The sequence below is a fragment of the Flavobacterium sp. genome (genome assembly GCF_035292545.1).
GTDB lineage: Bacteria > Bacteroidota > Bacteroidia > Flavobacteriales > Flavobacteriaceae > Flavobacterium.
The window spans coordinates 1-23,568 of record NZ_DATDPV010000035.1; the positions used below are offsets into that span (position 1 = coordinate 1).

At 32.8% G+C, this 23,568-nt stretch carries 19 protein-coding genes; 16 read left to right on the forward strand and 3 right to left on the reverse strand.

Annotated elements, in window-relative coordinates; genetic code table 11:
* Both VI621_RS05585 and VI621_RS05590 read right to left on the reverse strand, forming a co-directional pair.
* Nucleotides 1–1,319, reverse strand: a 1,319-nt coding sequence (locus VI621_RS05585; protein ID WP_324217394.1) for a lamin tail domain-containing protein, incomplete at its 3' end; no start/stop codon positions are given.
* A gap of 62 nt (nucleotides 1,320–1,381) precedes the next feature.
* The gene (locus tag VI621_RS05590) at nucleotides 1,382–4,744 is read right to left on the reverse strand and encodes a CotH kinase family protein (RefSeq protein ID WP_324217395.1); all 3,363 of its coding nucleotides are present in this window, start codon (nucleotides 4,742–4,744) and stop codon (nucleotides 1,382–1,384) included.
* Between the two features lie 369 nt (nucleotides 4,745–5,113).
* On the opposite strand from VI621_RS05590, the gene VI621_RS05595 reads away from it, so the two are divergent.
* From VI621_RS05595 to VI621_RS05640, 10 genes are all read left to right on the forward strand, one after another.
* Nucleotides 5,114–6,175, forward strand: a complete 1,062-nt coding sequence (locus VI621_RS05595; RefSeq protein ID WP_324217396.1) for an NAD-dependent epimerase/dehydratase family protein — start codon at nucleotides 5,114–5,116, stop codon at nucleotides 6,173–6,175.
* Between the two features lies 1 nt (nucleotide 6,176).
* A complete protein-coding gene (locus VI621_RS05600; RefSeq protein ID WP_324217397.1) occupies nucleotides 6,177–8,099 on the forward strand; it encodes a hypothetical protein in 1,923 nt (640 codons plus the stop codon).
* 3 nt (nucleotides 8,100–8,102) lie between these two features.
* Nucleotides 8,103–9,161 carry an NAD-dependent epimerase/dehydratase family protein gene (locus tag VI621_RS05605; protein ID WP_324217398.1) on the forward strand — a complete coding sequence of 353 codons (1,059 nt, stop codon included), beginning with the start codon at nucleotides 8,103–8,105 and terminating at the stop codon, nucleotides 9,159–9,161.
* 2 nt (nucleotides 9,162–9,163) lie between these two features.
* A complete protein-coding gene (locus VI621_RS05610) occupies nucleotides 9,164–9,904 on the forward strand; it encodes an FkbM family methyltransferase (protein WP_324217399.1) in 741 nt (246 codons plus the stop codon).
* Nucleotides 9,894–10,631, forward strand: coding sequence for a glycosyltransferase family 2 protein (locus tag VI621_RS05615; RefSeq protein WP_324217400.1), 738 nt, complete (start codon nucleotides 9,894–9,896; stop codon nucleotides 10,629–10,631). Before VI621_RS05610 ends, VI621_RS05615 begins: the two co-directional genes overlap by 11 nt.
* Before the next feature lie 9 nt (nucleotides 10,632–10,640).
* Nucleotides 10,641–11,303 (forward strand): class I SAM-dependent methyltransferase, encoded by a 663-nt coding sequence (locus VI621_RS05620; protein ID WP_324217401.1) that lies wholly within the window; start codon nucleotides 10,641–10,643, stop codon nucleotides 11,301–11,303.
* A gap of 22 nt (nucleotides 11,304–11,325) precedes the next feature.
* Nucleotides 11,326–11,868, forward strand: coding sequence for a hypothetical protein (locus VI621_RS05625; RefSeq protein WP_324217402.1), 543 nt, complete (start codon nucleotides 11,326–11,328; stop codon nucleotides 11,866–11,868).
* A gap of 71 nt (nucleotides 11,869–11,939) precedes the next feature.
* Nucleotides 11,940–13,214 (forward strand): flippase, encoded by a 1,275-nt coding sequence (locus VI621_RS05630; RefSeq protein ID WP_324217403.1) that lies wholly within the window; start codon nucleotides 11,940–11,942, stop codon nucleotides 13,212–13,214.
* Between the two features lie 147 nt (nucleotides 13,215–13,361).
* On the forward strand, nucleotides 13,362–14,177 hold the full coding sequence (locus tag VI621_RS05635) for an FkbM family methyltransferase (RefSeq protein ID WP_324217404.1): 816 nt from the start codon (nucleotides 13,362–13,364) through the stop codon (nucleotides 14,175–14,177).
* Between the two features lie 22 nt (nucleotides 14,178–14,199).
* On the forward strand, nucleotides 14,200–15,012 hold the full coding sequence (locus VI621_RS05640; protein WP_324217405.1) for a glycosyltransferase family 2 protein: 813 nt from the start codon (nucleotides 14,200–14,202) through the stop codon (nucleotides 15,010–15,012).
* A gap of 11 nt (nucleotides 15,013–15,023) precedes the next feature.
* Here VI621_RS05640 and wecB read toward each other — a convergent pair whose 3' ends face one another.
* The gene (wecB, locus tag VI621_RS05645) at nucleotides 15,024–16,139 is read right to left on the reverse strand and encodes a non-hydrolyzing UDP-N-acetylglucosamine 2-epimerase (protein WP_324217406.1); all 1,116 of its coding nucleotides are present in this window, start codon (nucleotides 16,137–16,139) and stop codon (nucleotides 15,024–15,026) included.
* Nucleotides 16,140–16,216: 77 nt separating this feature from the next.
* Here wecB and VI621_RS05650 point away from each other — a divergent pair, with 77 nt between their 5' ends.
* From VI621_RS05650 to VI621_RS05675, 6 genes are all read left to right on the forward strand, one after another.
* Nucleotides 16,217–17,326 carry a glycosyltransferase family 4 protein gene (locus VI621_RS05650; RefSeq protein ID WP_324217407.1) on the forward strand — a complete coding sequence of 370 codons (1,110 nt, stop codon included), beginning with the start codon at nucleotides 16,217–16,219 and terminating at the stop codon, nucleotides 17,324–17,326.
* 381 nt (nucleotides 17,327–17,707) lie between these two features.
* Nucleotides 17,708–18,772: an O-antigen ligase family protein gene (locus tag VI621_RS05655; RefSeq protein ID WP_324217408.1), complete on the forward strand. Its 1,065-nt coding sequence runs from the start codon at nucleotides 17,708–17,710 to the stop codon at nucleotides 18,770–18,772.
* 54 nt (nucleotides 18,773–18,826) lie between these two features.
* Complete coding sequence (locus tag VI621_RS05660; RefSeq protein ID WP_324217409.1) at nucleotides 18,827–19,933, forward strand: DUF1972 domain-containing protein; 1,107 nt, start codon at nucleotides 18,827–18,829, stop codon at nucleotides 19,931–19,933.
* Entirely contained in the window at nucleotides 19,875–21,206 is a 1,332-nt protein-coding gene (locus VI621_RS05665; protein ID WP_324217410.1) for an O-antigen ligase family protein, read from the forward strand. The genes VI621_RS05660 and VI621_RS05665 overlap by 59 nt, the downstream gene beginning before the upstream one ends.
* A gap of 6 nt (nucleotides 21,207–21,212) precedes the next feature.
* Entirely contained in the window at nucleotides 21,213–22,196 is a 984-nt protein-coding gene (locus tag VI621_RS05670) for a UDP-glucuronic acid decarboxylase family protein (RefSeq protein ID WP_324217411.1), read from the forward strand.
* 3 nt (nucleotides 22,197–22,199) lie between these two features.
* The gene (locus VI621_RS05675; RefSeq protein ID WP_324217412.1) at nucleotides 22,200–23,567 is read left to right on the forward strand and encodes an undecaprenyl-phosphate glucose phosphotransferase; all 1,368 of its coding nucleotides are present in this window, start codon (nucleotides 22,200–22,202) and stop codon (nucleotides 23,565–23,567) included.
* Nucleotide 23,568 lies beyond the last annotated feature (1 nt).

Below are 23,568 nucleotides of genomic sequence, written 5' to 3' on the forward strand. Positions count from 1 at the left end.
AGCACCAGTCTTTCATAACTGGTATAGGGTTCATCTGAGAAAAATTTATAACCCATAGCATCTGCTCCATAATCGGATCGGGCATATAAAGTCAAAGATTTGCTTGGATATACCCTTGAATAAGCCCCATGAACTCGAATGCCAATTTTTTGGTTGACCACTTCTACACCGTTTACAAAGTAATTCATATTAGCAATTCTTTCATTTTCAATACCGCTACGTTCGAAATTTCCATATTGGCGGGTGGGCTCCAAAGTCGGATAAGCGAGTCTCCAATTGTCAAAATCGATTCCGGCTACATATATTCCATCTGTATAATCGTATAGCTTGTTTTCGTCTATGCTCAGTGACAATACCGGTAAAGTAAATCGGCTGTTTCCTTGTGGGGAAATAAAATAGTTTTTGGTGATTACTTTGCTTGATAAAGCCCCTGTTTTAATGACTTTTGCTCTTATTGTAGTTCCTTTAAAAATAGGTCCGGACGGTATATAGGGCGGCGTATAATCATAGGTTGATGAAATGGTCGAAATTTTATTGGGTTGTGATGTTCGGTCAACGATTGAAATCGGCGTGCTATATTGTAAGGTTTGAAAATTTTTTTGAAGCAAAGGACCTGTGGCCTCTCCAGGATGGTGAGGATATTGGTTTTTATAACTATAGGTTGTTCCGCCCAAGTTGTTTGCATTGGGTTCCGAGCCATCCAGAGTATATAAAATGGTCACGCCAGAATTAGTTGAGGTTAAGGTCAAACTAAAACCGGTTGTAAAAAACCCAGAATTTTGAGAAAAAACCGGTGGATTCAAAACTTCAGCATATCCTACACCTGAATTTAAGGCATTTGGCGTACTGTTTTCAAAAAAAATAAAACTTCCGGTTCCATTTGGCAAACGGCCATAGGAAATATCCGAGGGAATAACTGTAGCGGGAACACTATTTACAACAATACCAGAGGAATTGCTTAGTGAAATCACTTCGCCTGACGAACTTATTTTAAAATTTGTATGCAATGGACTGCCGGCAATAGCCCTATTCTTGTCAGATGCCCAAATCAATAAATATTGCCCCGGCCCAACAGAAACATTTGGGAAAACCCATTTATTTAAAATCGCTGAATCATCCGATAATCCATAACCGGATAAGTTTACGGTTGTTGCACCGCTGTTATATAGTTCTATCCAATCCTGATGTGTCCCATCTTCATCAGTATTTGAAATAGTATTTGAAGTTAGAATTTCATTGATTACTATATTTTGACCTAAAAGGGGAGTCGCAATTACAATGAAAAATAGAATATAAAAATGAGTATATAAGCCTTTCATAAAAATATAATAAATAGATTAATAGCATTATGGGAGTAAAAAAAACAAATAGCAGGAGACACTTATTTTTTTATTATTTTCTTCGTTTCCACTTTACTTTCAGAAGACAATTGTAACAAATACATTCCTTTTGACAGGTCACTCAAATTGATTTGAGAAGCTTCTAAAATATCTTCCCGAATCATTTTACCATCAATGGTGAATATTTTATAGGCGATTTGACCGCCAATTCCAGTTATATTTATGATATCTGAAAACGGATTTGGAAAGATTTTGAAATGTAAAGTTTCGTTTTCGATTGTGTCCAAAGTCTGTTGTACCCCATCAACCGCAATATTGTTAAAAGTCACCCTGTTGCCTGCATCTAAAGTCATATCTGGTCCCGTAAATCGGAGTCTAACTTTAAAATTTGGATTGTTATTTGCTGTTAATATTGGAGAAAAATCAATTTGAAACAATTGGTAAGCATTCGTTAAAAGCAAGGAGGCCGGCATTAATCCTGTATTAAGCCAGACCGGAGTTCCGGAATTAACCGCATAATCTACCACAATACCAGTTACACCTGCAAGCTCATCCATGGCAGCAAATGATAAATTAATTTTTTTGTACCCAACCGTAGAAATATTAAAAACCATTGTATTTTCTAATCCACCACTTTGAAAAGATTGTTTGATTTGCAATCCTTTCATAACATTTACATCATACGGAAGATTTCCGTTGGCTATTGGTCTATAATTTATAGGCGTAGGGTTATTTCTTCTTTCCATTGATGATTTTCTCCAACTTGGACTTGTGGCAGTAAAAGGATAACCCACCAAGCAGGACTGATACTGAATAACGCCATCAGACCCCAGCTCGTAAGTTGAGTTTAATGATTCCAATGGGACATTGTTTACGATGGCATCATCCATCATCCAGAAATAAATAGGCACAATGGTCTCAACTGGTCCTCCTTGTATGAAATGAGCGGTAATCGAAAAATTTGCAGTAGGAGTGAGGGTGATTTCTGCATTTGTGCTTGTGGACGCACCACTCCAATGACTAAAAACTAAACCTGAATTGGCTACGGCTTTTAAGGTAACGGGAATATTATGAAAATAAATTCCTGTCCAAGGATACGGATTTCCCGTAATTCCTGGTGTTCCATTGACAATATCGATAGTATTCATTTTAATGTAACCATGAACCGGATCAGAAACATTTAATGTAGCATTAATATTTGAGGAGATGCCAAATTGTAATCGGATATGATTTCTTTGAATGGCAGGTCTTTGGTTTGCAAAATCTGTTTGAATAGCAAGAAGACTGTTCCAGCCAGAAACACCGGAAAGCGTTTTCCATCTTGAAATATGTTCGCCCATTTCTGGTTCAATAACAGATTTCATCTCGTTCATAGTCGAAATTATTCTTGTCGAAAGAAAAGAAGTATTCAATAAATCAGCAAATCGATTGATGAATTCTATTTTGAAAGTATTGTTTTCCAGCAGTTTTCTAAGTAATAAAGTAGACCACGGCGGGTTTGGATATTCAGGGCCATTCGAAGCCGTTGCAAGCGCTAATGTGTTTGCATTCATGCCTGCGCTTGTTCCAAAAGAGAAGGTATTGTCCATATCGTGAATTGCCCATCTCCATCTCCCGTCGTGACCATAAGGCGCGTTTGGGACAAAGCCAGTTGTTCTTTTTCTCCAACATTGAACATTGTTTCCCGGCCAATCCGAATTTTGAAGAAAGATGTTTGCGATAAAGTTGTCTTTAAAACTTTCGGGATCCAAACGTGTTTTTATATAGGTGTAATTTGTTGCGCTGGCCAGACTATTATTTTGAACATAATTAATCATATTTAGATAATCGATATTATCCCCTTCCTGAGCGAAATCTTCATTTTCAACATAATCCAATTCGTTTGCACCAAAATTATATACTCTGGCAAAATAGGAATCGCTATACTTTTCACGGATGTTCAAAATACCCCAGTATTCCCCATTAATGAAAGTAACCGTAGGCTGATAAGCTTCTGTTTCAGCATGAAGAGATTTAATTAATTCTTGATTTAAAGCATCTCTGAACATCGTAAATGAAAAATCGGCACCAGAATTTCTCAAAACCAACCTTTTGAAACTGGCATCTGCAACATCAGAAAAAAACTTATAGTCCATTGAATTAGCACCATAATCGGATCGGGCATAAATTCTGAGAGATTTGCTTTGTAAAATCCTTGATCCGCCTCCGTGAATTTGAATTCCAACATCTTGGTTTAAAACTTCGGCACCATTAACGAAATAGGCCATATTAGCCACCCTTTCATACGCATCGCCGAGACGGTAATAATTGCCAATGCCCTCAGTACTTCCGGGATTCAAAGATGGATTCGCAGTTCTCCAATTATCGAAATCTACTCCGGCCACATACGTTCCATTGGTATAATCAAAAAATTCATTTTCATTAATACTCAAGGAAACGACAGGTAAGGTAAATCGACCACTTCCCTGCGGAGCAATAAAATAACTTTTTGAAGCCACTTTGCTGGACAAAGCGCCCGGTTTAACCGCTTTTGCTCTGACTACGGTTCCTTTATAAATAGGATTTACGGGAATATAAGTTGGATTAAAATGATAGGTAGAAGAAATAGAAGCAATTTTGTTAGGCAAAGCCGATCGATCTATTATAGATACAGGAGCGGAATATTGTAATGTTTTAAAATTTTTCTGAAGTAAAGGACCAGTGACCTGTCCCGGACTTTCCGGATATTGATTTTTATAACTATACGTTGTGCCGCCGATATTGTTTGATTCAGGTTCTGAACCGTCAAGGGTATATAAAATGGTTGTTCCGGGAGTTGTGGATGACAAGGTTAAATTAAAACCAGTGGCAAAAAAACCGCTATTTTGAGAAAATGATGGCGGATTCAGAATCTCGGCATATCCAACGGTCGAGTTGACAGCATTTGGCGTGGTATTTTCGAAATAAATAAAACCACCCGTTCCGTTAGGCAAACGACCATAAGAAACATCAGGAAGAAGAACTGTTGCGGGAACAGTATTCACTACAACTCCGGAAGGATTGGTCAATGAGATTACTTCCCCTGAAGAGCTGATCTTGAAATTAGTATGCAATGGACTGCCGGCAATAGTTCTATTTTTATCCGAGGCCCAAACCAATAAATATTGTCCGGGAGCAACGGAAACATTCGGGAAAACCCATTTATACAAAAAGGTAACATCATCTGACAATCCATAGCCGGACAGGTTAACAGTAGTGGCTCCATTGTTATACAATTCTATCCAATCCTGATGGGTGCCATCCTCATCAGTATTTGTAATCGTATTTGCGGTTAAAATTTCATTAATTACGATGTTTTGACCTAAAACTGCATTTGAAATTACAAGAAAAAACAAAATAAACAAAAGTATAGATGACTTTTTCATTACGGGTTAATGTATTGATTAGTAGTTCTATAAAATTATAAAAATAAATATACAGCTGCTCTATTTGTCGGTACATAACCCATTTTTACCCATCAAATGCATGATTTATAAATGACCTAAAAAGACACCTTATTTTATATTCGATGATGGATTTTATTTTTAGAATATTGAGCAAGAAGAAAACCCATTTGATTTTGTAAAAAAAATCGTTTAAAATTCATAAAATTGGAATAGATTTACGGCTGATTCAAACAACTTATTTGGTACTAAAAAATCGACTGAAACAGGTTGCTTTTAGACATAAATAAGGTTAAGATGTATTTGGAACAAAAACACCAATACAGAAAGAAAGTTTAAAAAACGAAGTGTATGAAAATAGTGGTTACGGGCGGTGCGGGATTTGTTGGGTCTACACTTTGTATTCAATTAAAAAACAAATATCCGGCTTATAATATTGTTGCTTTCGATAATCTTAAAAGAAGGGGGTCTGAATTAAATTTAGCCGATTTCCAAAAGATGGGAATATCATTTGTCCATGGGGATATCCGAAACAATGAAGACTTACTTTCGTTCGGTGAATTTGATGTTTTGGTAGAAGCCTCGGCTGAACCATCAGTAACCGCAGGATTGGATTCTGATCCAACTTATGTTATCAACAACAATCTTTATGGCTCTATTAATTGCTTTAATGCTTGTTTAAAGTATAAAGCAAAGCTTATTTTTCTCTCCACCAGTAGAGTCTATCCCATAGAAACAATAGAAAAAGCTAATTTTACAGAAGAAGAAACCCGTTTTTCTTTTGATAAAAATCAAACACAAAACGGAATTTCCAAAATGGGAATTTCAGAAGATTTACTGCTAAATGGCGCTCGTTCTTTTTATGGAACCACAAAACTTTCTTCGGAAATGTTTATTCAGGAATATGCCGCATTCTACGGACTAAAAGCAGCCATTACCAGATTTGGAGTTATTGCGGGACCTCGTCAAATGGGAAAAACAGACCAAGGTGTTGTTACCCTTTGGATGGCAAAGCACTATTGGAATCAGTCTTTGAAATACATTGGTTACGGAGGAACAGGAAAACAAGTTCGGGACATTCTACATGTGGACGATTTGGTTGAATTAGTTGACTTGCAAATTCATCAAATTGAAAAATTTGAAGGGAAAATATACAATGTTGGCGGTGGATTAGAAAACAGTGCCTCATTACTGGAAATGACCGCGATTTGTGAAAAAATTACCGGAAATAAAATAACGATAGGTTCGGAAACGCAAACACGACCAGCTGATTTGAGAATGTATATTACCGACAACAGTTTGATTGAAAAAGAAATAGGCTGGAAACCTAAAAAATCGGTTGAAACAGTTTTTACAGATATATTTCATTGGATTAAGGATAACGAAAAACAACTTGAATCAATTTTAAAATAAAATGAAGATTAATTTATTAGAAGAAATTAAAAAAAATAAAATTGATATTCTTGGAATTATTATAGCTTTTATAGGAGCATTTATACTATTTCCCACTTTTTTTGACATGGGTGTCCATCCGATTGAAGCCAGTGGATACATATGGAAATCGTTAGATCCATCATGGGCTTTAACACTAAACTTTGCGAATATTAAAGATTTAACGTGGGGAAAGGACTTTGCATTTACCTATGGTCCGCTTTCTTATTTATCGACCCGAATTGGCTGGGGAGAAAACAAATTCAGCTTTTTATTGTTCGATATTTTTTATGCAATCAATTTATTTAGTCTGTTTTTTATTAGTTTTAAAAATGCAATAAATAAATACATTGTTATAATATTCATAGCCCTTGTAGTTATTTATACGCCAACCTATTTGGGTGGCGCAAATGCATTGGTTATGTTTATGTTTCTAATTTTTTGGATTAGACAGAATATTGAAAAACCTAAAGTTATATTTTATCTGACGCAAATTCTTTTATTGGTTTTGTTATTCTATATAAAATTTAACACGGGTTTAATTTCTTTTGTTTTATACTATGTGTCGTTATTTTATATAGGGTTTTTTAAAAAGGACAAAATATCAACGGTAGCGATATTTGCAATTGTGCCAATTATTCTAATTACATTATTTGCGCAACTGTTGAATGTGGATATTGTCAAATATATAGCATCAGGTTATCAGATAGTTTCAGGATATAATGATGTGATGTATTTGGTCGATATTAATTTGGTGAATTTGGTAGAAACACATACCCTTTCATTGCTTTTTATTCTGAGTGGCACCCTTTTTTTAACCTTAAAAACAATAAAAGAAAAAGGCAATTTTTATAAAAACAGTGTCGTATTTTCATTATTTGCAATAGGAATATTTGTGCTTTATAAACAAGCATTTGTTAGAGCGGATATAGGACACATTTTAGAATTTTTCAAATACGGAATACTTTTAATATTATGTCTTCAAGATTTTCACAACATTAAAATCACAAACTACAAGAATATTTTTGTAGTGTCTTTAGTGGCCATTGCATTTTATATAAATTTTAAAAACTTTGGATCGCCCATTTCCCAACTAAAGGAAAAGATGGATAAATCGAGTTATGTAACGGGTTTTTCTAATTTTACCGAAACCTCCGGAATGCACCTATTTCCAAATAATAATGAATTACCATCCTCAATTTTAGAAAAAATAGGAAAGAACACCATAGATGTATATCCTTGGAATATTCATTTATTGTTTGAAAATAATTTAAATTATCAGCCAAGACCAGTAATTCAGTCTTATACCGCATACACAAGATATTTAGAAGATTTGAATTTTAATCATTATAATTCTGTAAAAGCACCAAAATTTGTTTTATATGATTTTGAATCTATTGATTATAGATATCCGTTATTTGACGAATCAAAAATGAATTTAGTACTTTTAAAAAATTATCAGGTTGTAGATACCCTGTTTCATAATGAAAGAAGCATGTTGCTTTTAGAAAAAAGGAAAGAAGCAAAGCCGGTTAAATTAGAATATTTGAGAACATATGCCATGTTGTTAGATTCTCCCATTGTGCCGCAAGAAGGGATTTATTATGAAGTAGAATTGTATAACAATTTCAAAGGAAAAATAACTTCCATTTTTAGCCATTCTCCTGAGGTAAGTCTGGTAATAAAAACGATGAACAACAGGACTCTCGAATATAGAACCTCAAAACCATTGCTGGAAACAGGATTGTTTTTAAATACGTTTATTCATAAAACAGCAGACTTCAAAAAATGTATCAATAAAGATACTATTGATGATAAAATGCTTATAAGGCAATACAATTTTAAACCGAAAGATTATAAATTGTTTAAAGAAAAAATTAAAATAACAGAATATAAAATAGAATAATAAATGAATATTTGTATCGTAACAGGTTCCTCGGGACTTATAGGGAGTGAATCCGTAGCCTTTTTTGCCGAAAAATTCGATAAGATAATTGGGATTGACAACAATATGCGTCAAGTGTTTTTTGGCGCCGATGCTTCTACAGAATGGAACACAAAAAGACTAATAGATACAATACCCAACTTTGAGCATCATCATGCAGATATTAGAAACATCGAGGAATTAGAAAAAATATTTTCTAAACATGCTTCTGATATCAAATTAGTAATACATACCGCTGCACAGCCGAGCCATGACTGGGCAGCTAACGAGCCAATTACTGATTTTACAGTGAATGCCAACGGAACACTTAATCTATTAGAAGCAACAAGATTGCATTGTCCTGAGGCTACATTTATTTTCACATCTACCAATAAAGTTTACGGAGACACTCCAAACTATTTGCCATTAATCGAATTAGAAAAGCGCTGGGAAATAGACGAAAGCCATCCGTATTACAAAGAGGGAATAGACGAAAAAATGAGCATTGACCAAACCAAACACTCTCTTTTCGGTGCTTCAAAAGTGGCGGCAGACGTTTTAGTTCAGGAATATGGACAATATTTTGGTATGAAAACAGCTATTTTCCGCGGAGGATGTCTTACGGGACCCAATCATTCCGGGACCCAGTTACACGGTTTTCTGTCGTATTTGATGAAATGTGCCATAACCGGAGATAAATATACCGTTTTTGGATACCAAGGAAAACAAGTAAGAGACAATATTCACAGTTGGGATTTGGTAAACATGTTCTGGCATTTTTATCAAAACCCGCGTCAAGGCGAAGTGTATAATGCAGGAGGTGGAAGACATTCCAACTGTTCCATGGCAGAAGCTATCGAAATGTGCGAAACCATTACAGGAAAACCAATGAATTACGAATATTCCGAAACCAACAGAGTCGGCGATCATATTTGGTGGATTAGTGATGTAACGAAATTCAAATCACATTATCCGGAATGGACCTGGAAATACAACATCAATGACATATTGACCCAGATATATGATAATATGTCTAAACGATAGTGATGATGAATTTAAGAACCAAAATCATTCAGAAACTCATTCACATTAATGAAGCGATTTTCTTTTATCCAAAACTTAAAAAATTTTATAAAACAAATTTGACGAACCCGGAAGTGAATATTTTAGATGTCGGAGCAAACAAAGGACAATCTATAGATTTTTTCCTAGGCATAAATCCAAATGCTAAAATAAATGCATATGAGCCCAATAGAAAGCTATTTTTGTATCTGCAAAACAAATACAAAACAAATGCAAACATTAAGCTTCATAATTTTGGAGTGAGTAACATTAAGGGGGAATTGAAGTTTCATCAGAATATTCTTGATGAAACTTCCACTTTTGAAGAGCTTAACTTAGATTCGAAATATTTAGAAAGGAAAGCAAATATTTTAGGAATCTCAAAAGAAAACATTATAGTTGATAGTTATAAAGTTGGTGTTGTTAGAATTTCAGATTTTTTGAATGACAATTCAAATACCTTTTTCGATGTGTTGAAAGTAGATGTGGAAGGACATGAATTACAATGTTTGCAAGGATTATTTAACAAAGAAGAAAAAGTTTTCCCAATTAAATTCATTCAACTAGAAAGCCATAATGATGATATGTATATCAACAATAATCAGCATCAGGAAATAGAAAAAATGTTATTCGGGAATGGATTTGTTCAGGTCGCCAGCATTAAGCATGGATTTGGCGATTTCAACGAAATAATTTATAAAAACAAAAATTATAATGAAGCTTAGTATTGTAATACCAGCTTATAATGAGGAAGAATCCATTGCCGAAACGATTGATCAGATAGAAGAAGCTTTTTCCAAAGTAAATATTGATCATGAAATTTTTGTGGTCGATGATAACTCAAAAGACAACACGATTCAGGTTTTAGAAACTTTAGCCCAAAAATATCCTTCTTTAAAGTACGAAACTAATTTGGGTCCAAATGGTTTTGGTTATGCAGTTCGTTATGGATTAGAGCGTTATTCTGGAGATTGTGTTGCAATAATGATGGCAGATTTATCTGATTCGCCATACGATTTGATCCGTTTTTATACGAAAATGGCAGAGGGCAATTATGATTGTGTTTTTGGGAGCCGCTTTACAAAAGGGGGAAAGGTAATTGACTATCCTTTCGTAAAGAAAGTGATTAATAGAATCGCCAATTTTATCATAAGAATGACCATGCGAATAAACTATAATGATACAACCAACGCCTTTAAATTATACAAAAGAGAAGTTATTGAAGGCGTGAAACCAATTTTATCACCGCACTTTAATCTAACTATAGAATTGCCTTTAAAAGCAATTATCCGCGGATATTCCTATACTGTTGTGCCAAACTCTTGGACGAATAGAAAATATGGAGAGTCGAAGCTGAAAATCAAAGAAATGGGAAGTCGTTATTTCTTTATTCTGGTGTATTGTTTCGTTGAAAAATATTTTTCGCGAGGCGATTTTAAAAAAAATAATTAATACAAAATTATGAATTACGAAAACAAAGCATCCGATTATTATTCTAATATACGATATGATGTTTTAGGACTATTAGACCATAAGAAAACAAACCTGAAAGTTTTAGAAATAGGTGCAGCTTACGGCGAAACGCTTTTTTATTTAAAAGAAAAAGGAATAGCTGGCGAAGTTGTAGGCGTTGATATTTTTGAAGATATCAAAAACAAAGAAAACTATAAAAAATTAGATCGGTTTATTTTCGGTAACATTGAAGTATTGGATTTTCCTGAATATGAAAATTATTTTGATTTAATTTTATTGCCGGATGTTTTAGAACACCTGATAGAGCCCAAAATAGTTTTAAAAAAAGCGCATCAATTTCTGAAAAAGGATGGCGAAATAATTGTCAGTATGCCCAACATCAGGCATTATTCGGCTTTTGTGAAAATCTTTTTAAAGGGAGATTTCAAATATGAAGAAAGTGGTATTTTTGATTATACCCACAGACGATTTTATTGTAGAAAAAATATAAAAGAATTAATTGAAAGTGCTGATTTCAAAACTATAAATGAAGTTAGTTCAATCAGAAATTACAAAGGAAAATCTATCGTTAAGATTGTCAATATAGTAACATTTAGATTATTTGAAGAATTTTTTTCAACACAATATTTTTTTAAAGCAAAAAAAATATAAATTTGCATAAAAATTTTAATATATGAAAACCAAATTCTTAGTCCTGATTCTTTTATTTACAACTTTTTTTATCGGCTGTAAAAACGATAAATCTGTTGATGACCTTGAAGTAGTAACACCGAAAGTTGTTGAAAGTAAAGTAAAAGTTGTTTTGGACATGATAGTACCTCAAGATGATAATTTCCAACTTTTTTATACGGAAGATGGTACTCTTAATTTTAATGATGAAAAATCGGTAAGAGTTGCGGTTAAAGGCAGCGATAAAAATCAGAGCATTACTTTTGATTTACCGGAAGATTCTGCGTTTACTTTTTTAAGACTAGATTTAGGAGAGAACAATAAACAAGCGGAAATGAAAATGAATAACTTTTTAGTTAAGTATTTTGACAAGAAATTTGAAGCTAAAGGGAATCTTTTCTTTCAATATTTTGCGCCAAATGCTCAATTGGAAATGAATATCGAAAAATCAACAGTAACTCCGATTACAGGTAAAGAAAAAGTTTATGACCCTATAATGTATCCTCTGGAGCCATTAGGTGTAGAACTTCAAAAGCTGTTAAAATAAAATAATTTCAATAGTTTCTAAAAAGTTATCTCCACAAGAGATAACTTTTTTATTTTTGAAAAAATCTCAGTATGAATTTACTATCAAATAATTTTAAAAAAATAATTTCTTCATCAGGAGTCAATTTTCTTTTTAGGATTTTTGGTTTAGGAGCGTCGTTCATCACTACATTATTAATTACGCGATTATTTGGCATAGCCACTTTTGGTAACTACTCCCTTGTATTTGCTATATCGCAACTGGTTGCTTTATTCTTTACCTTAGGGATTCCCAATACGTTAATCAAAATCATAGGGAATTATAATTTTGATTACCTACAGGCGAAAAAACTCCTAATAAAAGGTTTAAAAGCCGCTTTTGTATTTTCGATTTTTCCCGCTCTTTTTTTTTACTTTGGAAGCGAGTTTTTATCAGAGAGTATTTTTAAAAGTCCTCAATTAAAAAATTATTTTTTAATTGTTTCCATCTCCTTACCCTTATTTGTTGTGCATGAAATTTTTCTTTGCTTCTTTATCGCTACAAAGAAATTTGTGAAGTATAATTTCTTCATTTTTGTCATCCCAAATGTGCTACTAATCGGATTGCTTTTTTTGTTTTCTTATATTGAAAAATATGAACACTTTACTTTTTTAGCATTTTCGCTGGCTGTTTTATTTACAGTTTTGTTAGAAACGGTAACCGTTTTTGAAGTAAAGGCACCTAAATCCACAATTCCTTTTAATACTAAAGAATTATTAAGAACGGCTTCTCCATTGTTGTTTAGTGGCTTATTTCTTTATTTGCTAAATTACACCAATGTAATTATGCTTGGAATAATGACTAACGAAACTCAAGTTGGAATCTACAATTTAGCTTTCAAGCTCGGGAATGTTGGGTTTTTGATAATTGTTTCTGTAAGCACCATAATTACACCAAGAATTGCCGAATTATATGGCAATAATGAATTTCAGGAATTAAAAAAACTAATTCATAGTGCAACCAGATTGGTTGCTTTATTGTCTGTGCCGATTGTTTTGGTATTAATTATTTTCAGTGAATATATTTTATCATTTTGGGGGAATGATGTTGTCGTTGGAAGCAAAACACTAATAATTGTTTCAATTGGAGTGCTTTTTAGCGCCGTTTGCGGCAATGTCGATCAGATTTTGAACATGACAAACCATCAAAAAATTCTTAGAAATATAACCATTGTGTGTTTTTTTGTAAATCTTTTTTTAAGTTATTTGTTAATTCCTATTTATGGAATAGAAGGGGCTGCAATATCAAGTTTAATAACTAATGTGATTATTAATGCACTTTGCTTATACCATATCAAAAAACAATTGGGATTTTACACCTTATTTTAATATTTCAGCAATAAATACAGTTATCGTAATTAAAATGCCATTGTTTTATTATAAAAACAAATATATTTACGCCCTGCTAGAGGAATCAGCTAACTTGCATAATAAATATAAATTTCCCTATTAGGAAATAGTAAAAAACAGTAGAGGATGAGAAGATTGAAAATTCTTTTTTTTTGGATTTTTTTTAAAAAAAACAACATAAATTTTTCGGAATTAATAAAATTCTTATTTAAGCCAAAAGTTAATATAATTGCAAAAAAACATATAAAACGGATTACTGAAAAAGAAAATTTTGAGGTTGAGTTTAATTCGTTGCCCCAACCCTTATTTTGGCCAAAGCTTTTTACTATTGATAGGCTGGATCAAGTTGTTGCAGAAACATTTGACACAAATGATTGGCATTACTACCAAAAGGAACATACTGAAATTGCTGACGGAGAAATCCTTTTGGATATAGGAACCGCGGAGGGGTTATTTCCACTTACGGTCATAGATAAATGCAAGCAAATATATTTAATAGAACCGAGTAAAATATTTACGGATTGCTTAAAAAAAACATTTAGCGAATATTCAGAAAAAGTTAGTATACATAATGTTGCAGTTGGAAATCAAGATGGTTTAATATTTTTCAATGAAGACTCATTGGATGGAAATGTATCTTCTAAAAGCCTTGCCAATACTAATGAGATAAACATCCGAAAAATAGACACCATTTTTTCTAACAATGAAAAAATCACATATTTAAAAGCAGATATTGAAGGTTTTGAACAAGAAATGCTAAAAGGAGCAGAGCAAACAATAAAACAGAACAAACCAAAAATTGCCATTACAACTTACCACACTGAGAATGATCCGAATGAAATTATCTCACTAATTAAAAGTTATGTTCCGGAATATAAATATTATGTAAAAGGTATTTATGAAAAAACCCCAAAACCAGTATTAATACATTTTTGGATTTAATTTTCGCAAAACACATAAATCTATGCAAACAGAACTATCGGTTGTAATTGTCAATTATAATGGATTAAAATATCTGAAAGATTGTTTTGATTCTTTACAGGAAAAACTACAGGGTATTTCGTTTGAGATTCTTTTGATAGATAATAATTCTGTTGACGATAGCTGTGGTTTCATAAAAGAAAATTATCCGGACGTTGTTTTAATCGAAAGCAAAGTAAACCTGGGTTTTGGAAAAGGAAATAACGAGGCGGTAAAAAAAGCCAAAGGGGATTATTTACTGCTGATCAACAATGATACAATAGTTTTAGATGATTTAGCGCCCGTTTTAGAGTTTATAAAATCAGATAAAGAAGTTGGGGTTATAGGCATTAATATGCTTGACAGAAATAAAAATTACCTTCCGGTTGCCGGCAATTTTCCTAATCCAAGAAATATGGTTCAAATAAAAAAAATATTTGATAAAGGAGAAGAATTTAAAAAGGGAATTTTTTCTAAGAAAAGCTATGAAGTCGATTGGCTTGGTGGTTCATTTTTGATTCTTTCCAAAAAACTATATACAGAAATCAACGGTTTTGATGAAGATTATTTCATGTATGTAGAAGATGTTGATTTTTGTAAAAAAATCGCAGACAAAGGCTACAAAAGAGTTTTTTTACCCAACTACAGGTACATTCATTATATTGGATTTAACACCTCCAGGAATTCATTAATAATAAAGGGATGTGAAATGTATATATTAAAACACCTAAAGGGGAAAAACAAAATAGCCTCTTTGACCGCTTTAAAAATAAATACGGTGGTAAAAAAAATCAAAAACAGATTAAAACTGGACTAATTGGATCCTTTTTAAAAGGCATTAACAATTTTCTTTATCTTATCACTCGTTGTCCCGTCTCCATAAGGATTTGAGGCTTTCGAAATCAAGTTGTAATAAGACAGGTCTGTAAGTAATTTTGTGGTTTCCAATAAAATTTTCTCTTTCGAAGAACCTACCAGAATAGCGGTTCCGGCATCAACACCTTCGGTTCTTTCGGTTACTTCTCTTAAAACTAAAACCGGCTTTCCTAAACTTGGTGCTTCTTCCTGAATTCCACCCGAATCGGTCAAAATAATACTGCTTTTATTCATCATCCAGATTAATTCAGGATAATCCAGCGGTGCTATTAATTGTATGTTTTTCCGATTTAATTTTTTATGGGCAACATCTTTTATGTTTGGATTTAAGTGAACCGGGTAAACGATTTCAACGGTTTCGTCAAATTGATTTGAAATTTCGATTAAGGCATCACAAATTTCTTCAAAAGGCTTCCCGAAATTTTCTCTTCTGTGGCAGGTAACCAATATAATTTTTTTCGAAAAATCGATAAAATTATATTTCTCCAACAATTCTTTTTCTGAAGAAGTTTTGATTTTTTCTAAACCAGAAAATAGCGCGTCAATAACAGTATTCCCAACAACAAAAACATTGTCTTTAATGTTTTCTGACACTAAATTCTGTTTGGAATTTTCGGTCGGACAAAAATGAATTGCGGCTAATTTTGAAGTCAGAACCCGATTCATTTCCTCTGGAAAAGGCGAATTCATGTCATGGCTTCTTAACCCCGCCTCAATATGTATAACTTTAATTTTCTGATAAAAAGCCGCCATAGCCGCTGCCAAAACAGTGGTTGTATCACCTTGGACAAAAACAAAATCAAAGTGTTCCTTTAATAAAATTTCATTCGTAATTCTGGATATTAAATCAGCGGTCAATTGATGAAGTGTCTGATTTGGGGTCATGATATTCAAGTCATAATCAACTTTGATTTCAAAAAAAGATAAGACCTGATCTAACATTTCGCGATGCTGAGCGGTTACTCCGACTTTTACTTCGAAATGTTCATCACCTGAAAAACATTTTATTAGTGGAGCCATTTTAATGGCTTCGGGACGTGTTCCAAAAAGGAATAAAATTTTTTTCATTTGTTGATTTAACCCTAAAAATTCAGAAACGTAAAACTACTAATAAAAACTATATTTGCAATTCTTATAAGATTAAAATGAAAGTACTTTTTCAAACGCGAACGAATTTATACGAAGCTCCAGGTGGCGATATGGTTCAAATGCTTAAAACAAAAGAATTCCTTGAAAAATTGGGCGTTCAGGTTGATATTTCATTGGCTTTAGAGCCCGACTTAACCGCTTATGATTTGGTGCATTTGTTTAATTTAATGGAGCCACAAGATATTTATTTGCAGATGTTAAATGCGAAAAAGCAAAACAAAAAAATCGCGTTATCAACTATTTATGGACTTTATACCGAGTTTGAAAGAAAAGCCAGAGGCGGTTTTTTTCAAAAGTTGGCCAATGTGCTTTCTCCTTATCAGATAGGCTATATAAAAACCATTGTAAAACACTATTACGAAAAAAGGTTTCACAAAGGTGTTTATAAAATGCTTTTGAAAGGATACTACGGGTTAATGAAAGAAATAGTTGACAATACAAGTGTTTTTTTGCCAAATTCAGTTTCCGAAATGAATAGGGTGGCAAAAGAATTTAACTTGAAAGATTATAATTTTTATAGTATTCCGAATGCGATTGATAAAAAAGTTTTTTCGGAAGATGAAAATTCAAATAAGAATAACAAATATGCCGAATATCAGGATTGCATCTTATGCGCTGCAAGAATAGAAGGCAGGAAATCAACGTTGAATTTGGTTAAGGCTGTTAAAGACACAAATTATAAATTAGTTCTGGTGGGGAACGAATCTAAAAACCAAAAAAAATATGTTGACCAGGTTCATGAAGAAGCTGGGAAAAATGTCACTTTTTTAGGAGCAGTTTCTCATGAAGATTTAAGAGATTTATACAAAGTGGCTAAAGTTCATGTTTTGGCAAGCTGGATGGAAACGCCGGGATTATCTTCTTTGGAAGCCGCAGCAATGGGTTGTAATATTGTGGTAACCAAAAAAGGAGACCCTTATGATTATTTTGCAGATCATGCTTTTTATTGCGAACCAGACGATGCAAACTCGATTAAAAAAGCAATTGATTTGGCTTTTAATGCCAAAGTAAATCCTGAATTAAAGCAAAAAGTATTGGAAAATTACATTTGGGAGAAAACAGCAGAAGAAACCCTCAAAGGATATCAAAAAATTTTAGGCACATAGAATAAATATAGTTTTGAATATAAAATAGACTGTAAACCTCTTTAAAAGTTTATTTTTGTTTTATAAAATTCGAGTGAGAACCAATAATAAACTATAGATTTAAAAAAAAAGAGAAGAAAGCATTAATATTTATTCTTTAAAAGACCACATCAATAATTTCGGAAAAGCGTACTACAGTCTATGATTATTAATGCAAAAAAAACATATTCATTTTTATTTGTAATAGTTCTGCTTTCTCAACTATATACTCCGTCATTTCGATACAATATTATTTTGCAGATAATGGTTTTGGCTTTTATTTCATTTTATGGAAAACCAATAATTTCAAATTCATTTCTCAATAAAATCATTCCGATACTTCTAATTGTAATTTTGGGTTTTATGCCGACATTATTCAATGATTACGGTAAAATGAATATTATCAAAGATTTTACCCATATTATTAAACCAGTAGTGGGAATTGTATTGGGTTATTTGATTTTCAAACAAATTAATGATTACAGAGCTTTTGTAAAAATAATAATTGTCACAGGTTTTTTCTGTGCTTTATATCACTTAATAAGAATCCTGATTTTTGCCAATGTAAGTGAATCTGTAAATGATTTAAGACTGAGTGGTTTAGATAATTTTCTGGAATTGTTTGCTTTGTTTTTTATCTTTTTCACACCCAAACTTTTTAAAGAAAAACTTTTTAAAAAGAATTTGTATCAAAAAGTAATAAAGCTCATTTTAGTAGTTTCATGTTTCCTGTATTTCTCAAGAACTATGATAGTAGTTTTTGGAATTATCATGTTGTCGATTTACGGATATACAAAATTGACAATCAGAAGCTTGAAAATCATTGGAATAGGAGTTATATTGCTTGGGATGTTTTATGCCTATCTTTTTTCTATTAAAATTGACAGAAGCGGAACGGGACTGGAAACTTTTTTCTACAAAATAAAAAATGCGCCTGTAGAATTGTTCAAAACAAAGATTGATAGAGAGAACCACCAAGATTTATGGGATCATTGGAGAGGCTATGAAGCGAAACGGGCTTTTGCATTGATGCAGAAAAAACCTTATAGCTATGCTGTTGGAACGGGTTATGGCTCGTTGGTAAATTTAAAGTTCAAAGCGCCTTTAGGAGATTCAAAAAACGGGATGCGTTACATATCGGAATTGCATAATGGATATGCTTATATCATCTATAAAACGGGCATAATAGGACTTGTATTACTACTGTTTTTCTTATATAAATTATATCGATTTATATATAAAAAAGCCAACAACGGACAACATGAATTTCTATTGAAAATAATTTCCTCCATCGGCTTACTATATGTTTTTACAACCCTTACTATTACCGGAATTTACAACCAATCGGACGTAATCATTATTCTTTTAGGAAGTTTGTTGTTTTTTGAGCGAAAACTATCAGTAGAAAACCCAGAAAAGGGCTCTTAATTCTACTTCAATTTCCTATTTTTGAAAGTTCAAAATCGAATTGAATAAATTGTAATGAAAATAGCCATTTTAGGAACTCGCGGTGTACCCAATTATTATGGAGGTTTTGAGCAATTTGCAGAATTTTTCTCGGTATATCTTGTAGAACAAGGCCACGAAGTTTACGTATATAACTCTCACAACCATCCTTTTCAGGAAAAAACCTTTCACGGAGTACATATCATTCATCAAAATGACCCCGAACATAAATGGGGAACCTTTGGGCAGTTTATCTATGATTACAATTGTATTTTAGATTCCAGAAAACGAGATTTCGATATTATACTGCAATTGGGCTATACGAGCAATTCAATTTGGTTTTTTCTGTTACCCAAAAAACCAATCATAATCACCAATATGGATGGTTTAGAATGGAAACGAACTAAATATTCAAAACCCGTTCAACAATTCCTGAAATTTGCCGAAAGGTTAGCTGCCATGAGCAGTGATTATTTAGTTTCGGACTCACTCGGGATTAAAAAATTCCTGTTGGAACAGTACAAAAAAGAGTCCACCTATATTGCTTACGGAGCGCATCCTTTTTCAAACCCTAATGAAGCGATTATAGCGAATTATGATGTTGTTAAAGACAATTACAACATGATAATGGCCCGTTTTGAACCGGAAAATAACCTGGATATGGTTTTGGAAGGCGTTTCGTTAAATGAGGATAAGGCCCCCATTTTAGTCATTGGCAATCACAACACAAAATATGGGGATTATTTAAAAAACAAGTTTAAATATTTCTCCAACATCCGATTTATCGGGGCGGTTTATAATTTAGAACATTTAGACAATCTTCGTTATTTTTCCAATATATATTTTCATGGTCATTCTGTAGGCGGAACAAATCCTTCTTTGCTTGAAGCCATGGCCTCAAGAGCACTGATCATTGCACACAACAATGATTTTAATAAAGGTGTTCTAAAAGAAAATGCTTATTATTTCTCAAACGCAACTGAGGTGAAAAATATCCTGAATACAATCAAAAAAAATGATAACTTGCCGTTGATACAAAACAACTTTGAGGCAATTGTAAATGAATTTAATTGGGATAGAATAAATGGCAAATACCTACAATTATTTGAAGAATGCATTTCAAGAACTAAAACAGGAAAGTAGCAGCCATCCTTCGATATTTTTTATACTTTTAGTATTGTTAACCATACCGTTAAGTTATGTTTTTAACAGTATTGCTTTAGGGTTATTGGTAGTTACAACAATAATTACATTCAAAAAAGAGCATTTAAAAATTGATTTTTATCTTTTTTTACCAATTCTGCTTTACTTTTTGATGTTGATTTCCATATTCTGGTCTATTGATGTTAATGGAACTTTAAAAGCTTTATCAAAAGAACTTCCGTTATTGCTTATTCCGCTTTGTTTTTTGCTGTTTCGTCCTTTGTCACCGGAGCAAAAACAAAAAATTATAAAATATTATAGTTACGGAATTTTACTTTTCAGCATTTTTTATTTCATAAAAGCGATAATTCGTTTTCTAATAACAAATGACCCTTCCGTTTTCTTTTATCACGAATTAGTGACCAAAGATGTCAATGCGATTCATGTTTCCGTTTACGTTGCCATGGCATTTTTCTATTTTTTTACCAAAAAAAACAAATCGGTTTTTGATATAATCGCTGTTGGATTATTGTTAATAATGGTGTTTTTATTGTCATCAAAAAACATCATTGTGGTTTTTATAGGATTAATGGTTTGTTACCATTTGTTTTATTCTAAAACATCCAAAAAAATGCGTCTGAAAAACTTGGTTTTATTCATCGTTTTTCTTTTTTCACTCACTTTTGTCGGGAAAATTAAAGAACGTTTCCAACAGGAATATGAAACCATGATGACTGATAGCAGTGTAAATGATGTTATCGGCAAAGGTTCTGGAAAGGTATATAATGTAAGTATTAAGCAAGCTTGGACTAATACCACTTTTCAACCAAATGATTATTTTCCCGGAACCGCTTTTCGAGTATATCAATTTAGAATTTTTTTAGAAATGCTTCAGGAAGACGCCATATTTTTTACAGGTTATGGATTAAACGCGTCCTATCCCAAAATTGAAGCAAAAGGAATTCAATACAACCTTTTTCTTGGCGATGATCAGCAAGAAGGATATCAAACCAAGAATTTTCACAACCAATATATTCAAAATTTTGCCGAATTGGGAATTTTCGGATTGTTACTATTACTGGCGATTTTATTTGTAAATTTAAAAAATGCCATTAAAACCAAAGATTTTATACATATTTCTTTCGCAGTTCTAATGATAAGTTTATTTTTGACAGAATCATTTTTATGGAGACAAAGAGGCGTAATGTTTTTTACGGCAATGTATTGTCTTTTTAACTCAGAATTCATTCAAATCACCTCAAAAAAAGAATAAGATACCATGAAAAGAATACTAATTACAGGTGCTGCAGGATTTTTAGGATCTCACCTTTGCGACCGTTTTATTGCCGAAGGTTATTTTGTAATAGGAATGGACAATCTTATTACCGGCGATTTAAAAAACATAGAACATTTGTTCAAACATAAAAATTTCGAATTTTATCATCACGATATTACGAAATTTGTTCACGTTCCGGGCGAATTGGATTATATTTTACATTTTGCCTCACCGGCAAGCCCAATCGATTATCTAAAAATACCGATACAAACCCTAAAAGTAGGTTCCTTGGGGACACACAATCTTTTAGGTTTAGCAAGGGTAAAAAATGCAAGAATCCTTATTGCGTCCACTTCAGAAGTTTATGGAGATCCATTAGTGCATCCGCAAACGGAAGAATATTATGGGAATGTAAATACCATTGGACCAAGAGGCGTTTATGACGAGGCCAAGCGTTTTCAGGAATCGATTACCATGGCTTATCATACTTTTCACGGTGTAGAAGTTAGGATTGTTAGAATTTTCAACACTTATGGACCAAGAATGCGATTGAATGACGGAAGGGTAATTCCTGCCTTTATTGGTCAGGCGTTACGTGGAGAAGATTTAACTATTTTTGGTGACGGAATGCAAACGCGTTCTTTTTGTTATGTAGATGACCAGGTAGAAGGAATCTTCAGATTATTGCATTCAGACTATGTTTTCCCTGTGAATATTGGAAATCCAGATGAAATTACCATCAAGGATTTTGCTGAGGAAATCATTAAATTGACTGGAACAAACCAAAAAATAGTTTACCATCCCTTACCAATAAACGACCCTTTGCAACGTCAACCCGACATTACAAAAGCAAAAAAATTACTGGGTTGGGAAGCAAAAGTCTCTAGGGCAGAAGGGATGAAAATCACTTATGAATATTTCAAATCATTGTCGACCGAAGCCCTTCTAAAAGAAGAACACAAAGATTTTACAGGATACATTCGCTAATTTATGACTGCATCTCACACGGGAAGATATTCAAAATACATTAGGCCCATTAGCATTTTAATGGACCTGATGGTTATTTCAGTACTGTGTTTGTTTTTCTTTAGAGAGCTTAATCTAAATATAGGCTACTACCTTCTTTATCAAACAGCAGGGTGGATTACGGTTGCTTTTTTTGTGAAATTTTATGAAATATATCGTTTTACCACGCCTGTAGAAATCGGATCAAAATTAATCAAACAAGGCGTTATATTTCTTTTGGTAATCATTGCTTTTTTTCCGTTTTACAAAGAAGCGCTTTTTAGCGGAAAAGTGATTGCTGTTTTTATGATTTTAAGCATGTTACTCATTGCTATATCCAAATTCCTGTTATTTTATTATTTAAAAAAATATAGGATAATTACAGGAAGCAATTTTAGAAGTGCTGTTATAATAGGCTATACGCCTGAAGCAATTAAACTAAAAGAACTTTTTGAAACTAGAAATGATTATGGATATCGTTTTTTAGCTTTTTTTTCGGATAAAAAATCAAATCCAAATATTCAGGGAAATTTAGAAGATTTAAAACCATTCGTTATTGATCATAATGTTGATGAAATTTATTGTTCTTTGAATGAAATCACAAATGAGCAATTAAAAGATTTAGTTGATTTTGCTGATGAAAATAAAAAAGCCATTAAATTTATTCCAGACACTAAAGAAATTTTTTCAAAGAATTTAAAAATAGATTATTACGAGTTTTTTCCGGTACTTTCTTTACAAAAAACTATGCTTCATGAACCAATGACTCAAATGTTTAAAAGAGTTTTTGATATCGTTTTTTCATTAGTAGTTATTCTTGGATTAATGTCCTGGCTGGTTCCATTGTTGGCCATCCTTATTAAATTAGAATCAAAAGGGCCAGTTTTTTTCAAACAGGGCAGACCCGGTCTTGACGAAAAAGAATTTTTTTGTTATAAGTTTCGATCCATGCAAATTAACAAAACAACGGAACAAGAAGCTTCCAAAAACGATCCTCGTGTAACAAAAACGGGTAGGTTTATACGAAAAACCAGCCTGGACGAAATGCCTCAATTCCTAAATGTTTTATTAGGAGACATGTCAGTTGTTGGACCAAGACCCCATTTGTGGTCACAAAACAAATCCTATGGGAATAAGATAAAAAAATACATGGTGAGGCACTATGTGAAGCCTGGAATCACGGGACTGGCTCAGGTTAGAGGTTTTCGCGGCGAAATTGAATCCGATGAAGACATGATCAATCGTATCAAATTTGATGTTTTTTACATCGAAAACTGGTCTTTAATCCTGGATTTAAAAATCATCGTTCAAACAGTAGTCAATATTTTTAAAGGCGAAGAAAAAGCGTATTAAC